The organism is Mycolicibacterium brumae (assembly GCF_025215495.1).
Lineage (GTDB): Bacteria > Actinomycetota > Actinomycetes > Mycobacteriales > Mycobacteriaceae > Mycobacterium > Mycobacterium brumae.
The window spans coordinates 2,167,268-2,184,287 of the sequence record NZ_CP104302.1 but is presented as its reverse complement, the minus strand read 5'-3'; the positions used below and the strand labels follow the sequence as shown (position 1 = coordinate 2,184,287).

General features: G+C 69.4%; 14 protein-coding genes and 3 pseudogenes. 12 read left to right on the top strand and 5 right to left on the bottom strand.

The features are described from left to right. The 8 genes and pseudogenes from meaB (at position 1) to L2Z93_RS10540 (ending at position 9,382) form a co-directional block, all read left to right on the top strand. Complete coding sequence (meaB, locus tag L2Z93_RS10575; RefSeq protein WP_090585069.1) at positions 1 to 972, top strand: methylmalonyl Co-A mutase-associated GTPase MeaB; 972 nt, start codon at positions 1 to 3, stop codon at positions 970 to 972. Positions 973 to 994: 22 nt separating this feature from the next. Then, the gene (locus L2Z93_RS10570) at positions 995 to 1,696 is read left to right on the top strand and encodes a thioesterase II family protein (RefSeq protein ID WP_090585067.1); all 702 of its coding nucleotides are present in this window, start codon (positions 995 to 997) and stop codon (positions 1,694 to 1,696) included. Continuing rightward, a pseudogene (locus L2Z93_RS10565) lies at positions 1,594 to 1,803 on the top strand (beta-ketoacyl synthase N-terminal-like domain-containing protein); the annotation flags it as partial. The gene L2Z93_RS10570 and the pseudogene L2Z93_RS10565, both read left to right, overlap by 103 nt. Positions 1,804 to 1,906: 103 nt before the next feature. Further along, a pseudogene (locus L2Z93_RS10560) lies at positions 1,907 to 2,406 on the top strand (beta-ketoacyl synthase N-terminal-like domain-containing protein); the annotation flags it as partial. A 79-nt stretch (positions 2,407 to 2,485) separates the two neighbouring features. Then, positions 2,486 to 3,376: an NAD(P)/FAD-dependent oxidoreductase gene (locus L2Z93_RS10555; protein ID WP_162561839.1), complete on the top strand. Its 891-nt coding sequence runs from the start codon at positions 2,486 to 2,488 to the stop codon at positions 3,374 to 3,376. A 96-nt stretch (positions 3,377 to 3,472) separates the two neighbouring features. Continuing rightward, positions 3,473 to 4,735: an esterase/beta-lactamase LipL gene (lipL, locus tag L2Z93_RS10550; RefSeq protein ID WP_090585063.1), complete on the top strand. Its 1,263-nt coding sequence runs from the start codon at positions 3,473 to 3,475 to the stop codon at positions 4,733 to 4,735. A 147-nt stretch (positions 4,736 to 4,882) separates the two neighbouring features. Then, a complete protein-coding gene (gene ileS, locus L2Z93_RS10545; RefSeq protein ID WP_090585061.1) occupies positions 4,883 to 8,149 on the top strand; it encodes an isoleucine--tRNA ligase in 3,267 nt (1,088 codons plus the stop codon). Between the two features lie 60 nt (positions 8,150 to 8,209). Continuing rightward, a complete protein-coding gene (locus L2Z93_RS10540; protein WP_090585059.1) occupies positions 8,210 to 9,382 on the top strand; it encodes a Fic family protein in 1,173 nt (390 codons plus the stop codon). Between the two features lie 33 nt (positions 9,383 to 9,415). Here the strand turns inward: L2Z93_RS10540 and L2Z93_RS10535 are convergent. From L2Z93_RS10535 to L2Z93_RS10520, 4 genes and pseudogenes are all read right to left on the bottom strand, one after another. Further along, positions 9,416 to 10,177 (bottom strand): annotated as a pseudogene (locus L2Z93_RS10535) (sulfite exporter TauE/SafE family protein); the annotation flags it as partial. A gap of 4 nt (positions 10,178 to 10,181) precedes the next feature. Beyond that, positions 10,182 to 10,391: an RNA-binding S4 domain-containing protein gene (locus tag L2Z93_RS10530; protein WP_090585055.1), complete on the bottom strand. Its 210-nt coding sequence runs from the start codon at positions 10,389 to 10,391 to the stop codon at positions 10,182 to 10,184. Between the two features lie 36 nt (positions 10,392 to 10,427). After that, positions 10,428 to 11,327 (bottom strand): hypothetical protein, encoded by a 900-nt coding sequence (locus tag L2Z93_RS10525; RefSeq protein ID WP_090585053.1) that lies wholly within the window; start codon positions 11,325 to 11,327, stop codon positions 10,428 to 10,430. Positions 11,328 to 11,368: 41 nt separating this feature from the next. After that, positions 11,369 to 11,968, bottom strand: coding sequence for a hypothetical protein (locus tag L2Z93_RS10520; protein WP_090585051.1), 600 nt, complete (start codon positions 11,966 to 11,968; stop codon positions 11,369 to 11,371). 83 nt (positions 11,969 to 12,051) lie between these two features. Here L2Z93_RS10520 and L2Z93_RS10515 point away from each other — a divergent pair, with 83 nt between their 5' ends. Continuing rightward, positions 12,052 to 13,392, top strand: a complete 1,341-nt coding sequence (locus L2Z93_RS10515) for a DNA polymerase IV (protein WP_090585049.1) — start codon at positions 12,052 to 12,054, stop codon at positions 13,390 to 13,392. A gap of 195 nt (positions 13,393 to 13,587) precedes the next feature. Here L2Z93_RS10515 and L2Z93_RS10510 read toward each other — a convergent pair whose 3' ends face one another. Further along, a complete protein-coding gene (locus L2Z93_RS10510; RefSeq protein WP_090585200.1) occupies positions 13,588 to 14,502 on the bottom strand; it encodes an asparaginase in 915 nt (304 codons plus the stop codon). A gap of 36 nt (positions 14,503 to 14,538) precedes the next feature. Here L2Z93_RS10510 and lspA point away from each other — a divergent pair, with 36 nt between their 5' ends. The 3 genes from lspA to rarD are packed head-to-tail and all read left to right on the top strand — an operon-like array spanning position 14,539 to position 17,004. Beyond that, the gene (lspA, locus tag L2Z93_RS10505) at positions 14,539 to 15,198 is read left to right on the top strand and encodes a signal peptidase II (RefSeq protein ID WP_090585047.1); all 660 of its coding nucleotides are present in this window, start codon (positions 14,539 to 14,541) and stop codon (positions 15,196 to 15,198) included. Beyond that, positions 15,191 to 16,117, top strand: coding sequence for an RluA family pseudouridine synthase (locus tag L2Z93_RS10500; protein ID WP_090585045.1), 927 nt, complete (start codon positions 15,191 to 15,193; stop codon positions 16,115 to 16,117). The genes lspA and L2Z93_RS10500 overlap by 8 nt, the downstream gene beginning before the upstream one ends. Then, on the top strand, positions 16,114 to 17,004 hold the full coding sequence (rarD, locus tag L2Z93_RS10495; RefSeq protein WP_165782306.1) for an EamA family transporter RarD: 891 nt from the start codon (positions 16,114 to 16,116) through the stop codon (positions 17,002 to 17,004). The genes L2Z93_RS10500 and rarD overlap by 4 nt, the downstream gene beginning before the upstream one ends. Positions 17,005 to 17,020 lie beyond the last annotated feature (16 nt).

Here is a 17,020-nt window from a genome sequence, read left to right as displayed (position 1 = left end):
ATGGAGACCGCTGAGCTGGCCGCAGGCGTCCGCGCCGGAAGCCGCGCGGTGCTGGCGCGCGCCATCACCCTGGTGGAGTCCACCCGCGCGGACCACCGCGTCCAGGCCCAGGAACTGTTGCTGGAGCTGATGCCCGAAGCGGGCCGAGCCATGCATGTCGGGATCACCGGGGTGCCGGGGGTGGGGAAGTCCACCGCCATCGAAGCGCTCGGCATGCACCTGATCGAAGCGGGCCACAAGGTCGCGGTGCTGGCCGTCGACCCGTCCTCCACCCGCACCGGCGGCTCGATTCTGGGCGACAAGACCCGGATGGCGCGGCTGTCCAACCACGCAGACGGATACGTCCGGCCGTCGCCGACCTCGGGCACCCTCGGCGGGGTCACCAAGGCCACCCGGGAGACCATCGTGCTGTTGGAGGCCGCCGGGTTCGACATCGTGTTGGTGGAGACCGTCGGGGTCGGCCAATCCGAGGTCGCCGTCGCGGACATGGTCGACACCTTTGTGTTCCTGACCCTGGCCCGCACCGGCGACCAGCTGCAGGGCATCAAGAAGGGTGTGCTGGAACTCGCCGACATCGTGGTGGTCAACAAGGCCGACGGCAACCATCTGGTCGACGCCCGCACCGCGGCCCGCGACCTGGCCGGCGCGATCCGGCTGATCTATCCGCGCGAAGCATTGTGGCGGCCGCCGGTGTTGACCATGAGCGCGCTGGAGGGAACCGGCCTGGACAAGCTCTGGGAGACGGTGTGTGAACACCGCCGGGTGCTGACCGAGGCGGGGGAGTTCGATGCCCGTCGGCGCACCCAACAGGTGGACTGGATGTGGGCGATGGTCCGCGACGAGGTGATCGACCGGGTGCTGTCCGCGCCTGGGGTCCGCGGCATCCGGGCCGGGGTGGAGCAACAGGTTCGCGACGGGACATTGACGCCGGCGTTGGGCGCCGAGCAGATCCTGGCGGCCGTCGGCAACTGATCCGCAGGCGACCCTGGCGCGGGTGAGTGCGCCAACGCTGTACATATTTCCGTACGCCGGTGGTTCCGCCAACTACTATGTGCCGCTGGCTCGTTCGTTCGACAGCGGAGTGAAGGCCGTCGCAGCCCGGTACCCGGGCCGGGGAGGCAAACAGGACCTCGCCGCGTTCACGGGCATCGAAGAGCTCGCCGACGCGGTCATCGGCAAGTTGCCGCCGATCAACGAATCCACTGGTCCGACGGCGTTTTTCGGCCACAGCATGGGCGCCTTGGTCGCCTTCGAGGTTGCGTGGAGATTGCAACAGCACGGCAAACGCATTGCCGCACTGTTCGTTTCGGCGTGCGCGGCGCCCGGGCACAGTGGTTACGACTACATCCCGGAGTCCGATCGGGGACTGCTCGACGCGGCCGCGCAGATGACGGGCGTCAAACCCGAGTTCCTGGACAACCCGGAGTTTGCGGCCCGGATCTTGCCGACGTTGCGCGGCTTCAAGGCGATCACCGCCTACCGATGTGCGTCCGAGGCGCGACTGAGTTGCCCGATCCACGTCTACTACGCCGATGACGACGACGCGGCCACCGCGGCGAAGGTTGCTCCGTGGTCCGAGCGGACGACCGGTGCGTGCACCAGCAGACGGTCGACGCCTGGAACAACCTCGGCGGCGCGCTCAGCATCATCGCCAACCGGCTGTCCTATCTGCTGGACCTGCGTGGACCGTCGCTGACGGTGGACACCGCCTGCTCATCCTCCCTGGTCGCCATCCACCTGGCCTGCCAGAGCCTGCGGACCGGCGAGAGCAGGCAGGCCATCGCCGCCGGCGTCAACCTGCTGCTGTCCCCGGCGGTGTTCTACGGCTTCGACCAGGTTGGCGCGCTGTCGCCGCCGAATCCAGCGTGCTGGACGACCTGTTCGACCGCGTCGAGATGGGAATCTGATGACAACGACCTTTCGCCGCATCGCCGACATGACCGACGACCAGCGCACCGCGCTGTCCGGGAAGTTCGAGGGAGCCTCCCGGCTGGCCCGCACCGAACCGATCGCCGTGGTGGGCATGGCTGCCGGTTTCCCGGGGGCGCCACCGGCCCGGACGCCTACTGGTCACTGCTCACCGATGGCCGCGACGGAATCGTCGAGGTTCCCGCCGATCGCTGGGACGCCGAGGCGTTCTACGACACGGACCCGCTGGCGCCCGGCCGGATGCCGTCGAAGTGGGGCGGATTCATCCCCGGCGTCGCCGGTTTCGACGCCGAGCACTTCGGCATCACCCCGCGCGAGGCCGCCGCCATGGACCCGCAACAGCGCCTGCTGCTGGAGGTGGCCTGGGAAGCCCTGGAAAACGCCGGCCTGGACCCGTCGCGTCTGGCCGGGGTGCGGGCCGCGGTCACCATGGGTGCACACGGCGCGCTGGGATCCGGACTGTCCGCTGCAGGACCGGCGCGTCGCAATCATCGGGACCGGGTCCACCGCCGTCCAGGTCATTCCGGAATTAGCCGCTCGTGCAGCGGAACTGACGGTGTACCAGCGCACCCCGATCTGGGTGATGCCCAAGCTCGACGTCCGTTTCCCGAGCGCCGTTCGCGCGCTGTTCCGCCGAATCCCGTTGACCCAGCGCGCGGTTCGCGCCGCCAGTGACGTCTTCATGGAGATCCTGATGGTGATCGCCATGTGGAAATACCGGAACTTCCATTGGCTTAATCGCTTCGCCGAAGCCGTGGCCAACGCGCACCGGTTCGCCTCGATCCGGGACAAGACGGTGCGCCGCAAACTCGCCCCGAACTACGACTACGGCTGCAAACGGCCCACCGTGTCCAATCGCTACTACCGGGCGTTCGACCGGCCCAACGTGCGGCTGGAGACCGCGGGGATCGACCGGATCGACGCCGACGGCATCGTCGGCGCCGACGGAACCCGGCGCAGTGTCGACACCCTGGTGCTGGCCACCGGTTTCGACGTCTGGGAATCCAATCTTCCGGCCATCGAGATCGTCGGCCGCGACGGCCGCAACCTCGGGAAGTGGTGGCGTGACGGCCGGTTCTGCGCCTATCAGGGCATCACCGTGCCCGGATTTCCGAACTTCCTGTCCGCGGTCAGCCCCTACGCCTGGGTGGGGATGAGCTGGTTTTCCACCGTCGAATGTCTGATGCGGCACATGGAGCGACTGTTCGGTGAGCTGCACCGTCAGGGCGCGGACACCTTCGAGGTCACCGAAGAGGCCAACGAGAAGTTTCTGGATCGCGTCACCGGGCTGTTGGACGATTCGGTGTTCGCACTCGGGTCCTGCGTGGGGTCGCGGTCCTACTGGTTCAGCCCGACGGGGGAGACGCCCCTGTTCCGCCCGACCTCGGTCCGCGACGCGGTGCGCGATCAGCGGATATTCCCGCTGACGGACTACCGGTTCGATTAGCCGGGGCGGCGCTGCGGGCGGGCGCAGCCCGATTCGCAAAATAACGTTCTGGCTAATTTTTGCCCAATCGCGGGCAAATGTGATTACCGTCCTAACATGAGCTATGGAACTGCTGGGGGTGCTGACCTCCCCAAAGGAGTCCGCGGCGTAGCGGATCCCGCCTTCACCTGGGCGGTGCGCAGTTTTGCCGCGCTGTTCCCGCACCGCCGGTTCGGCGGTGGCGCGATGGCCGTCTACCTCGACGGTGAACCCGTCGTCGACGTCTGGACCGGCTGGTCGGACCGGGCAGGGCAGAAGCGTTGGGACGCCGACACCGGCGCCATGGTGTTCTCGGCCACCAAAGGCGTGGCCGCCACCGTCATCCACCGTCTCGCCGACCGCGGGCTGGTCGACTACGACGCCCCGGTGGCCGAGTACTGGCGGGATTTCGGCGCCAACGGCAAGGCCGACATCACCGTGCGAGAGGTGCTCAGCCACCGCGCGGGCCTGTCCAACCTGCGCGGCACCCAGGCGGCCCAGATCCTGGACCACCAGCAGATGGAAGAGGTGCTGGCCGCCGCCCCCGCCGACAGCCTGCGCGGAAAGCCCGCCTACCACGCGCTCACCTACGGCTGGCTGCTGTCCGGCCTGGCCCGATCGGTCACCGGTTCCGGGATGCGCGATCTGTTCCGCAACGAGATCGCCGCCCCGCTGGGCACCGACGGCATGCATCTCGGACGCCCGCCGGCCGGCTCGGCCACCCGCGAAGCCGAGATCATCGGCCCGCAGAAGCTGCCGAACGTCCCCGGACTCAACCGGGTCGCGCACCGGCTGGCCGGCAGCCCCCGTTCGTTCGCGCTGGGATCGATCTATTTCCCGACGATCAGCGAGCTCATCGTCGGCGACACCCCGATGCTGGACTCGGAGATGCCGGCCGCCAACGCCATCAGCACCGCCCGCAGTCTGGCCCGGATGTACGGCGCCATGGCCAATGGCGGCGAGGCCGGCGGCGCCCGGTTGCTCTCATCGGAGTCCGTCGCCGCAGTGTGCGGCCGGCGGCGCGACCTGACCATGGACCGCGGCCTGTTCGGCCTGCCGATGGCGTTCCATCTCGGCTATCACGCCTCCCCGGTGCCCGGCGTGCTGCCCGGCTTCGGGCACGTCGGGCTGGGCGGTTCGCACGGCTGGGCCATCCCGAACGAGGGCCTGGGCATCGGATTCGTGCACAACCGGCTGATCACCCCGTTCCTGGCCAGTGACCAGGTCGGGTTCCTGGGCACCGCCAACCTGGTGCGCCGGGGCGCGCAGACCGCGCGTTCCCGCGGCTACCGCACGGTGCCGACTCTCGGCGCGCCCTACCCGCTCCAGACCGCGGCCTGATACAACGGGGAGATTCGGCCGGGCTTCGGCCTCGGTTAGAATCAGCCGCACAGGCGTTGATCCGGCCATCACCGGGGAGCCTTCGGAAGAACGGTCGCACTCCCGACCCAGTAGAACCGAACGGGTGGGCCCGTCATCGCCCGCACGATGAGCGGCGTGCCTTGTGCGCGCAAGCGGGGTGGTACCGCGGCGCTCGCGCACCATGCGCGTCGTCGTCCCCGTGCCGAAACATTGGGCACAGGAGACGACGTCGTGACCTCGCAGGCTTATCCCCGCTTCGCCGGCGGCACCCCCAACTTCCCGTCGCTGGAAATCGACGTGCTGAAGTTCTGGGCGGCCGACGACACCTTCCGGGCCAGCATCGACCGCCGCCAAGACGCCCCCGAGTACGTGTTCTACGACGGCCCGCCGTTCGCCAACGGATTGCCGCACTACGGCCACCTGCTGACCGGCTACGTCAAGGACATCGTGCCGCGGTACCGCACCATGCGCGGCTACAAGGTGGACCGCCGGTTCGGCTGGGACACCCACGGCCTGCCCGCCGAGTTGGAGGTGCAGCGCCAGCTCGACATCACCGACAAGGCCCAGATCGAGGCGATGGGCATCGGCGCGTTCAACGACGCCTGCCGCGACTCGGTGCTGCGCTACACCAAGGAGTGGGAGGCCTACGTCACCCGGCAGGCCCGCTGGGTCGACTTCGACAACGACTACAAGACCCTGGACCTGACCTTCATGGAGTCGGTGATCTGGGCATTCAAGCAACTGTGGGACAAGGGCCTGGCCTACGAGGGCTTCCGGGTGCTGCCGTACTGCTGGAACGACGAGACCCCGCTGTCCAATCACGAACTGCGGATGGACGACGACGTCTATCAGTCTCGCCAGGACCCGGCGCTGACCGTCGGCTTCCTGATGCCCGACGGCCCGCTGGCCGGCGCCCGGCTGCTGGTGTGGACGACGACGCCGTGGACCCTGCCGTCGAACCAGGCCGTCGCCGTGCACCCCGAGGTCGACTACGTCGTCGTCGCGGCGCCCGACGGCAACCGGTACGTGTTGGCCAAGGCCCGGCTGGCGGCGTACGCCCGCGAGCTCGGCGAGGAGCCGGAGATCGTCTCCACGCACACCGGCGCGGAGCTGCTGGGCCTGACCTACCTGCCACCGTTCCCGTACTTCACCACCGGTGACACCGCCGTCAACGCATTCCAGGTGCTGCCGGCGGACTTCGTCACCACCGATGACGGCACCGGGATCGTGCACATGGCGCCCGCCTACGGCGAGGACGACAAGGCCACCACCGACACCGTCGGGATCGTGGTGGCCACCCCGGTGGACTCCAGGGGGCGTTTCGACGCAAGCGTGCCGGACTACGCCGGCCAGCAGGTTTTCGACGCCAACCCGAACATCATCCGGGATCTAAAGAACCACACCGGTTCGGCCGGCGCGAATGGGGCAGTGCTGCTGCGCCACGAAACCTACGAGCACTCCTACCCGCACTGCTGGCGGTGCCGCAAACCGCTGATCTACCGGGCGGTGTCGTCCTGGTTCATCAAGGTCACCGAGTTCCGGGATCGGATGGTCGAGCTCAACCAGCAGATCACCTGGCACCCCGAGCACGTCAAGGATGGCCAGTTCGGCAAGTGGCTGTCGAACGCCCGGGACTGGTCGATCTCCCGAAACCGGTACTGGGGCAGCCCCATTCCGGTCTGGCGCTCCGACGACCCGGCCTACCCCCGGATCGACGTGTACGGCAGCCTCGATGCGCTGGAGCGCGACTTCGGGGTGCGCCCGGACAATCTGCACCGGCCGTTCATCGACGAGCTGACCCGGCCCAACCCCGACGATCCGACCGGCCGCTCCACCATGCGTCGCATCGAGGACGTCTTCGACGTCTGGTTCGACTCGGGCTCGATGCCGTTCGCGCAGGTGCACTACCCGTTCGAGAATCGGGACTGGTTTGACGGCGGCAACGGCGAAGTGCCGCATTTCCCTGGCGATTTCATCGTCGAGTACATCGGGCAGACGCGCGGCTGGTTCTACACCCTGCACGTGCTAGCCACCGCGCTGTTCGACAAGCCGGCGTTCAAAACCTGTGTGGCGCACGGGATTGTGCTCGGCAACGACGGCCAGAAGATGAGCAAGTCGCTGCGCAACTACCCGGATGTCTCCGAGGTGTTCGACCGGGACGGCTCCGACGCCATGCGCTGGTTCCTGATGGCCTCGCCGATCCTGCGCGGCGGCAACCTGATCGTCACCGAGCAGGGCATCCGCGAGGCGGTCCGCCAGGTGCTGCTGCCGCTGTCGAACGCCTACAGCTTCTTGGCGCTGTACGCCCCGCGGCGCGGGACCTGGCGTGTGGACTCGGAGAATGTGCTGGACCGCTACGTCCTGGCGAAGCTGGCCCAATTGCGTGACGATCTGACCGCGGCGCTGGACTCCTGCGACATCTCCGGCGCCTGCGAACAGCTGCGTCAGTTCACCGAGGCGCTGACCAACTGGTACGTGCGCCGGTCCCGAAACCGGTTCTGGGACGAGGACGCGCAAGCCATCGACACCCTGCACACCGTGCTGGAGGTGACCTGCCGACTGGCCGCGCCGCTGCTGCCGATGCTCACCGAGACCATCTGGCGGGATCTGACCGGCGGGCGCTCGGTGCATCTGACCGATTGGCCGGACGCCGACCTGCCGCACGACCCGGCATTGGTGGCGGCGATGGACCGGGTGCGCGACGTCTGCTCGGCCGGCTCCGCGCTGCGCAAGGCCAAGAAGCTCCGGGTCCGGCTGCCGCTGCCGAAAGTCACTGTGGCGACTGATGATCCGGATCAGCTGGCGCCGTTCGCCGAACTGATCGCCGACGAACTCAACGTCAAGGCCATCGAACTGACCAACGACATCGACACCCACGGCCGCTTCGAGTTGACCGTCAACGCCCGGGCCGCCGGCCCGCGGATCGGCAAGGACGTTCAGGCCGCGATCAAGGCCGTCAAGGCCGGCGAGGCGGTGCTCAACCCCGACGGCACCCTGACCGCAGGTCCGGCGACCCTGATCGAGGGGGAGTACACCTCAAAGCTGGTCGCCGCAGACCCGGAGTGGACCCACGCGCTGCCCGACGGCGCCGGACTGGTGGTGCTCGACGGCGCCGTCACCGAGGAGCTGGAGGCCGAGGGCTGGGCCAAGGACCGGATCCGTGAGCTGCAGGAGCTGCGAAAGAGTTCCGGTCTCGATGTCTCCGACCGGATCTCGGTGGTGATGGACGTCCCCGCCGCGAAGGCCGACTGGGCTGCCGCGCACCGCGAGCTGATGGCCGGCGAGATCCTGGCCACCAGCTTCGAATTCGCCGGAGCCGGCGAATTGCCGGAAGGCTCCGAGATCGGCGACGGCGTCCGGGTGTCGATCAGCCGGGCGCACAACTCCGCTTAAGCGTCGGTATCCTCGTCTCTTAACGACACTTAAGTATCTAAGTGTCGTTATCCTAGAGCGATGGCGACACTTACCCCGGTGACCTACGAGACTCTGCAATGGCGGCCGAGTCTCGATCCCGGCTACTCCCGTGCGTCGAACCGGGGGGGCGCGTACCAGGCGGCGATCCCCGCGCCGATCGGCGCCCTCGATTTCGGGTTGCCGCGATCCGTGCAGGCCGAGGTCGAGGACGCCAGCTGCGAAATCGTCCGGTTCGACGCCGAACTCGGCGGTGAGATCGCGCCTTTCGCCTCGGTGCTGTTGCGTTCGGAGTCCGCAGCCAGTTCTCGGATCGAGAACCTCACGGCATCGGCTCGGGCCGTCGCCGAAGCCGAACTGCCGGGCGCGAAGGGCACACTCAACGCCGAACTCATTGTCGCGAACACCGCTGCCATGCAGACCGCCATCGCGTTGTCGGACACGATCACTGCCGAGGCGATCCTTGCCATGCACGAGGCGTTGATGGCCGGACAGCCCCGTCACACGCCTGGTCGCTGGCGCGAAGAAGCGATCTGGATCGGTGGTGGGAACAGCCCGCTGTCGGCCGAATTCGTGCCTCCCGATCACGCCCGCGTTCAGGGTTCGATCGATGATTTGATCGCTTACGCACAGCGCGATGACCAGCCGTTCTTGACGCAGATTGCGGTCGCGCACGCGCAATTCGAAACGATCCACCCCTTCACCGACGGCAACGGCCGCACCGGCCGGGCACTGGTTCAGTCGATGCTGCGCAACAAGGAGTTGACCCGGCAGGTGACAGTTCCGGTGTCGGCGGGACTGCTGGCTGACACCGACGGGTACATCGCGGCGCTCACAGCCTATCGAGACGGCGATGCGGTCCCGATTGCCGAAAAGTTCGCCCACGCGAGTCTGAGGGCAGTGTGGAACGGTCGGCTGCTGATCGCCGAGCTGCGGGCCATCCGCGCCGGCTGGAATGACCTGCTGACCGTGCGGTCGGACGCCGCCGCGTGGCGGGTCGCGGACCTGTTGGTCCGTCGGCCCGTCGTCAACGGCGCGCTACTGCGGGAGGAACTCGGGTTGAGCACCGACCACCCGCGTCGCCATGTGGATCCGCTGGTCGAGGCGGGGATCCTCATCGAATCGTCCGGGCGCGCCCGTGGCCGCATCTGGCGCGCGCCCGACGTGCTCGACGCGCTCGACGCCTTTGCCGAGCGTGCCGGGCGACGCGGCTGAACCCTTCCACACGTCGACCCCGAGCTTCGCGATCAGCGCGATCACGACGACGAGGAACACCACACGGATGAAACCCGTCCCCTTGGCGATCGCCATGCGCGATCCGAGATAACTGCCCGTCATATTGGCGACGGCGAGGATCCCTCCGAGCAGCCAGAGCACCGCGCCGTGCGGGATGAACAGCAGCAGCGCGCCGAAGTTCGTCGCGAAGTTCACGATCTTGGCCTTCGCGCTCGCCTGGAGGAAGTCGTAACCGAGCAGGGCGACGAGGGTGATCACCAGGAACGTTCCGGTGCCGGGCCCGATCATCCCGTCGTAGAACCCGATCGCGAACCCCGCCAGACCCGCCATGACGTGATGCTTGTGCCCGCTGAAGCGCAGCCGCGTGGCCGCTCCCAACTGCGGCGTGACCGCGGTGAAGAGGGCGACGGCGAGTAGAGCCACCACGATGATGGGCTTGAACGCGGCGGGCGGCAGCACGGTCGCCACGGCGGCCCCGCCGAACGACCCCGCCATCGCGACCAGCGCCATCGGGATCGCGGTGCGAATGTCGGGCTTCGCCCGGCGGTAATACGTGATGCTGCTCGTCGCGGTGCCGAACACCGACCCGAACTTGTTCGTGGCCAGGGCCTGCACCGGGGTGATCCCGGGGATCAGCAGCAGCGCGGGGAGCTGCAGCAGTCCGCCACCGCCGACGACGGCATCGACCCAGCCGGCCGCGAGGGCCGCGATGACCACCAGGATCAGCGTGCTCCAGGTGAGCTGTTCGAGCCCGAGCACGCTGCCGATGTTCATTCGCTCAGGACGAAACCCGTGCTTGCCGGCCCTCGTGCTCGACCACGTCCCCGGCCACCAGCTGGCGGCCACGGCGCAGCTCGACCTCGCCGTTGACCTTCACCATCCCGTCGCCGATCTCGGTCTTGGCGTCTGCCCCGGAATCGATCAGCCCGGCCAACTTGAGGAACTGGCCCAGCCGGATCGAGGCGTCGCGGATCGGCACGTCATCCATGCCCGTCAGACTAGACGGGGCACTCCGGCACAGCGCTCATGCGGCCGGTTTGACGATGATCGGGGTCTCGGCGACCACCCGGTCCAGCACCCTCCGCTCATCCCCGTCGCGTTCGGAGAGTTCGGCGGTGGCACGGGCGATGAACACCCCCGGCTGCTCCGTGCTCCACGCGCGTTGTTCGGATTCCACACTGCCGCACGGGAACTCGGTGTCGATCAGCTTCTCCCCGTCGGGTGTGATCAGTTCCAGAAACACCAGGCAATGGTGGGTGTTGTCCGTGCGCCGGTCGTCGAGGATCTCCGCGCCGTCGACCGACAGCCACCGGAGATCGGCCTTCAGCAGCTGCCCGGAGTCGACCGACCAGTGCCCGAGGTCCTTGGTCCGCTCCAACCGGAACACGTTCTCCGACTCTTCGACGCCGAGCGAGGAGTTTCCGAACTCACCCATCTCGGTGCAGTAACACGACGACAGACTCGCCAACGGCCGGGCGGCGCCGACGCCCGCGCCGGAACTCAGCGTCATGGTGATCTTGCTGTACCGATTGAGCGCCTCGGCGAACGCTCCCCACACCGAGTTGGCGAGCAGCACCGGCAGCGAGGTCACCAGGGACAGCACGGCGCCGACGGCGCCGGCGCCGGCCTGGCCGGCGGCCTCGGCCACCGAGGCGACGCAGCCACCGAGACCACCCAGAGCCCGCAGCAGACTGGTGGCGGCGACCCCGTTGTCGACGGGCAGTTGGAAGAGGTCCGCCGCGCAGTCGGCCAGGTCTGCGGAGGCGAGGACCGCGGCGGCCACCGAACGGGACACCGGATACATGCTGACCGCCTCCAGAGCGATGGCCAGCAGCACCCCATAGGGCTCCAGGCGGAACCCGATCTGGCCGTCGGTGGCGCCGGCGGCGAGGTCGAACGTGTCCTGGGAATCTCCGACCAGCACGCCGTCGGGGTCTCCGGCGGCGTGCTGGATCGCCTCGGCGATCAGCGTGTCGGTGGGTGTGGGGTCGACCGGACGCCAAGGCGCAGTTCGCTGTTCTGCGCGCAGGGTTCGTCCGGCGGGTCGGCGGCCGGTTGCGGCTGCGGGATGAGCCCGCGGACATTGTCGAAGACCCGCAACTGGTGATCGGTCAGCTGGCTGACTTCGGCGGTGGCGGTGCGGCGCTCCGGGTCCCAGCGCGCCGGGGTCAGCTCGGTGCGGTCGGGATCGGTGGCCGACACTGACTGCACCACCGGGGCGACGGATGCGCTGAACCGCTCGCTCAGGTCGGGCCGGTCGGTGAGGTCGAAGGTCAAGGTCACCGGCGCGGTGGGCGGGCCGTCGCCGGCGGTCACCCGCACCGGGGCGATCCCGGCCACCACCACTGGAGCGTCGGGCGCGGCCACATCGCTGCCGCCGATGCGCAGGGGATCGTCGAGGCCGGTGCTGGACGCGGTGAGCCGAACGCCGTCGATGGTGGTGGTGGCGAACATCGCCCGCGGTGTTCCGGATTCGACGATCGCGCATGACGACGCGGTGAGGGCGGTCGCCAGCGCCACGGCCAGCCCGCAGGTATGACGGCGGTATCCGGTGGTCCGTGGCATTTCCTCGATGCTAGGACATCGGGGCGCCGCGTCGACCGCCAACCGCGATCACCTGAGGAATCCCCGCGGGTCAGACTGATGGGGTGACGCGCTGGGTTCTGCACCTCGACATGGACGCGTTCTTCGCATCCGTCGAGCAGTTGACCCGCCCCACGCTGCGCGGCCGGCCGGTGTTGGTCGGCGGCCTGGGCGGTCGCGGGGTGGTGGCCGGCGCGAGCTACGAATCCCGGGTGTTCGGGGCCCGCTCGGCGATGCCGATGCATCAGGCCCGACGGCTGGTCGGGGCGAGCGCGGTGGTGCTGCCGCCGCGCGGGTCGGTGTACCGGGTGGCCAGCCACCGCGTGTTCGACACCGTCCGGGCGCGCATCCCGGTGCTGGAGCAACTGTCCTTCGACGAGGCGTTCGGCGAGCCCGCCGAACTGGTCGGGGCGAGCGCCGAACAGGTCGTGGACTTCTGCGCGAGCCTGCGCGCCGACGTGCTGGCCGAGACCGGGCTCGTCGCCTCGGTGGGCGCCGGCTCGGGTAAGCAGATCGCCAAGATCGGATCCGGGCTGGCCAAACCCGACGGGATCCGGGTGCTGCGCCGCGAGGAGGAACCGGTGCTGCTCGACGGTCTGCCGGTGCGACGGCTGTGGGGGATCGGCCCGGTCGCCGAGGATCGGCTGCACCGCCTCGGCATCGACACCGTCGGGCAGCTCGCCGCCCTCGACGACCACGAGGCCGCCGACATCCTCGGCGCCGGCATCGGCCCGGCGCTGCAGCGGCTGGCCCGCGGCATCGATGACCGGCCGGTGGCCGAGCGCGCCGAGGCCAAGCAGATCAGCTCCGAATCCACCTTCGCCGCCGACCTGGTCACCCTGGACCAGCTTCGCGACGCGATTCCGCCGATCGCCGACGACGCTTACCGCCGTCTGGTGCGCGACGGCCGCGGCGCGCGCACCGTGACGGTGAAGCTGAAACGCTCCGATATGTCGATCCTTACCCGATCGGCGACCCTGCCGTACGCGACGGCGGACCTTCCGGCGTTGACAGCGACGGCTCGGCGGCTGCTGCTCGACCCGGTCGAGATCGGGCCGATTCGCCTTCTCGGCGTGGGGTTTTCGGGCCTGTCCGATGTGCTGCAGGAGTCACTGTTCCCGGATCTTGACCACCCCGCCGTCGACGGCGAGGAGGTCACGACCGCGCCCGCCCCGGCGGCAGAACGGGTGGCGGGGCAGTGGCGGATCGGCGACGACGTCGCGCACCCCGAGTACGGCCACGGCTGGGTGCAGGGCGCCGGGCACGGGGTGGTGACGGTGCGCTTCGAGACCCGGGCCACCGGACCCGGGGTGGCCCGCACGCTGGTGTGCGACGACCCGGACCTGCGCCGCGCCGACCCGCTGGCGAGCCTGGATTGGGATTGGCGCCCGGCCGACCCGGAGTGAGCTCGCCGCAGCGATGTGCGTGGCCGGAGGCCATGGGCGTGATCCCGCGCCACGGCTGTGTCCTCGCCGATCCTCCGCCCAGTCGATCCACATGGATCACCTGGGCGAGAAATCGCTCATATTTCGCCGAAGCGCTCCGCATGGATCACCGTGGCGATCCAGTTCACCGTGGCGATCCAAGTTTGGCCCTCGCGCTCACCCCCAACGCGCGAACGTCTCGGCCACGTCCAACCCCGCGGCCAGCACACCCATCAGCAGCACCCGGGCCTGCGGCGGCCGCAGCGAAGTAGCCATCACCGCGCCCGCGGCCACCAGTTCCGCGCCCGGGCCGTACTCCGCGCCGACGGCGCCGAACGGAACCCGCGTCGACACCACCACCGCGACACCGGAAGCGCACAACCGCCGCACCGCCTCCACCACGGCGGGCCCCGCGTTGCCGGCGCCCATCGCCTCCAGCACGATCCCGCGCGCCCCCGCCGCGACGCAGCCGTCGAACGCTGCCCCGTCGGCGCCCGGGTAGGCCGCCACAATGTCCACTCGCGGCGCCGTTGCCGCCGACGCCGCGCCCACCGTCAACCGTGGCCGGTCGGCGGCCAGCGCCCCGGCGAATCCGCTCGGCGCCACCGGTCCCACCTTGTGCAACCCGACGGCCGCGAGCACCTCCCCGCCCAGGCAAACCAGCACGCCGCGCCCACCGGCCTCGGGTTCGGCGGCCAACCCGACCGCGTCGGCCAGGTTCGCCGGGCCGTCGGCGTCTGGGTCGTCGGCGGGCAACTGCGACCCGGTCAGCACCACCGGCGCGGCGGTGTCCAGCGTCAGGTCCAGCCACAGCGCGGTCTCCTCCATGCTGTCGGTGCCGTGGGTGACCACCACCCCGTCGGCGCCGCCGTCGACGGCCGACGCCACCGCCGCGGCGATGCGATCCCAGTCGGCCGGAACCAGCGCCGAACTGTCCTTGGCTGCCAGCTCGACGATGTCGATCGCCACACCGAATTCATCGCCGAGCGAACCGATCAGTTCGCGCCCAGAGTGCGACGGGCGTTTGACCCCGTCGGCGCCGGCGCTGGTGGAGATGGTGCCGCCGGTGGCGATCACGACGATTCGAGTCATGGGTGTGATCATGCCGTTGACGGCGCCGCGGCGGCAGTGGGGGATGATGGTCGGGTGACGGACGCAACCCCCAAGCCGCGGCGACGAACCGCGCTGCTGCTGAGCGTGGCCGCGGTGGTGCTCGCCATCGACGTCGCCACCAAGGTCCTCGCGGTCAAACTGCTCACCCCCGGACAGCCGGTGCCCATCATCGGCGACACCGTCAGCTGGACGCTCTACCGCAACTCCGGCGCGGCGTTCTCGATGGCCACCAACTACACCTGGGTGCTGACCTTGATCGCGATCGCCGTGGTCATCGGCATCATCTGGATGGGCCGACGGCTCGTCTCGCCGTGGTGGGCGCTGGGCCTGGGCCTGATCCTCGGCGGCGCACTCGGCAATCTGATGGATCGCATCTTCCGCGCCCCGGGCGCCCTGCAGGGACACGTCGTCGATTTCCTGTCCATCGGCTGGTGGCCGGTGTTCAACGTCGCCGACTCGGCGGTGGTCTCCGGCGCGGTGCTGCTGGTCGCGCTCTCCCTGTTCGGGCACGATTTCGACGGCGGACCCGGCGACGCGGACGCGAAGCCGAAACCGGCCGACACGACCACCGACGCCGATACGGCCACCGACGCCGACTCGGTTGCCGACGCCGACGCGGACGCCGTCGCAGACAGCGCCGCGGACGCTGAAGACGCCGAGGAAAAGAGTGGCTGACCGCTCCATGCCGATCCCGGAGGGATTGGCCGGCATGCGCGTCGACGCCGGTGTGTCCCGTCTGCTGGGCCTGTCGCGCACCGCCGTCGCCGCCATCGCGGAGGAGGGCGGCGTCGAGATGGACGGCGCGGTGGTCGGAAAATCGGACAAGCTCGTCGACGGCGCCTGGCTGTCGGTGCGGATCCCCGAGGCCCCGCCGCCGGTGGAGAACACGCCCGAGGATATCGAGGGCATGACGATTCTCTACTCCGACGACGACATCGTCGCCGTCGACAAACCCCCGGGTGTGGCCGCGCACGCCGGCGTCGGCTGGCACGGCCCGACGGTGCTCGGGGGACTGGCCGCCGCGGGCTACCGGATCTCCACCTCCGGCGTGCATGAGCGGCAGGGCATCGTGCACCGCCTGGATGTCGGCACCTCCGGGGTGATGGTCGTCGCGCTGTCCGAACACGCCTACACCGTGCTCAAGCGGGCGTTCAAGCAGCGCACCGTCGACAAGCGCTACCACGCGCTGGTGCAGGGACACCCGGATCCGTCCAGCGGCACCATCGACGCCCCGATCGGCCGGCACCGCAGCGGGGAGTGGAAGTTCACCGTCGCCGAGGGCGGCCGGGACAGCGTCACCCACTACGACACCATCGAGGCCTTCACCGCGGCGAGCCTGCTCGACGTGCATCTGGAGACCGGCCGCACCCACCAGATCCGGGTGCATTTCTCCGCACTGCGCCACCCGTGCTGCGGTGACCTCACCTACGGCGCGGACCCCACGCTGGCGAAGAAGCTGGGCCTGGAGCGGCAATGGCTGCACGCCCGGTCGCTGGCGTTCGCCCACCCCGCCGACGGCCGCCGGATCGAGATCACCGCCCCGTACCCCGAGGACCTGCAGCACGCGCTCGACGTGCTGCGCGGCCGGGATTGAGCGGGCAGCCCCGGCAGAGCGGATCCCGGGACGGTCTGCTCTACGGTCTGGGCGCCTACGGCATCTGGGGCCTGTTCCCGGCCTTCTTCCCGCTGTTGCTGCCCTCGGGCGCCATCGAGGTGCTGGCCCACCGGATCGTGTGGACCGCGCTGTTCATGCTGATCGTCGTCGCGCTGATGCGCCGACTGGGGGCGCTGCGTGCGATGTCCCCGCGCACCTGGGGCCTGCTGACCGCCTCGGCGACGCTGATCTCGATCAACTGGGGCACCTACATCTACGCCGTCAACAACGGCCACGTCACCGACGCCGCGCTCGGCTACTTCATCAACCCGCTGTTCTCCGTCGCGCTCGGGGTGCTGCTGTTTCGGGAGCGGCTCAACCGGGCGCAGTGGGCCGCGCTGGCAATCGCCGTCGTCGCGGTGCTGACCATCGCCATCGAGGCCGGATCTCCGCCCTGGATCGCGCTCGGGGTGGCCGGCAGCTTCGCGCTCTACGGCGTGGTGAAGAAGATCGTCCCCGTCGATCCGACCATCAGCGTCGGGGTGGAGGCCGCCCTGATGACGCCGATCGCGCTGGCCTACATCGTGGTGCTGACGGCCACCGGGGCCTCGACGTTCCTGAGCCTGGGCGCCGGGCACACCGCGCTGACGATTCTCAGCGGACCGGTCACCGCCGTCCCGTTGCTGCTGTTCGCCGCCGCCGCGCAACGGTTACCACTGGTGAGCCTGGGACTGCTGATGTACATCACCCCGGCGATGGCGATGACCTGGGGAATCGTCGTCGGGGGAGAACCTATGCCACCGGCCCGCTGGGTCGGATTCGCGTTGATCTGGGTCGCGCTGGCCGTGTTCAGCACCGACGCGGTGCGCCGAGCCCGGGCTCGATAGCGCCCGCCCGGGCGAC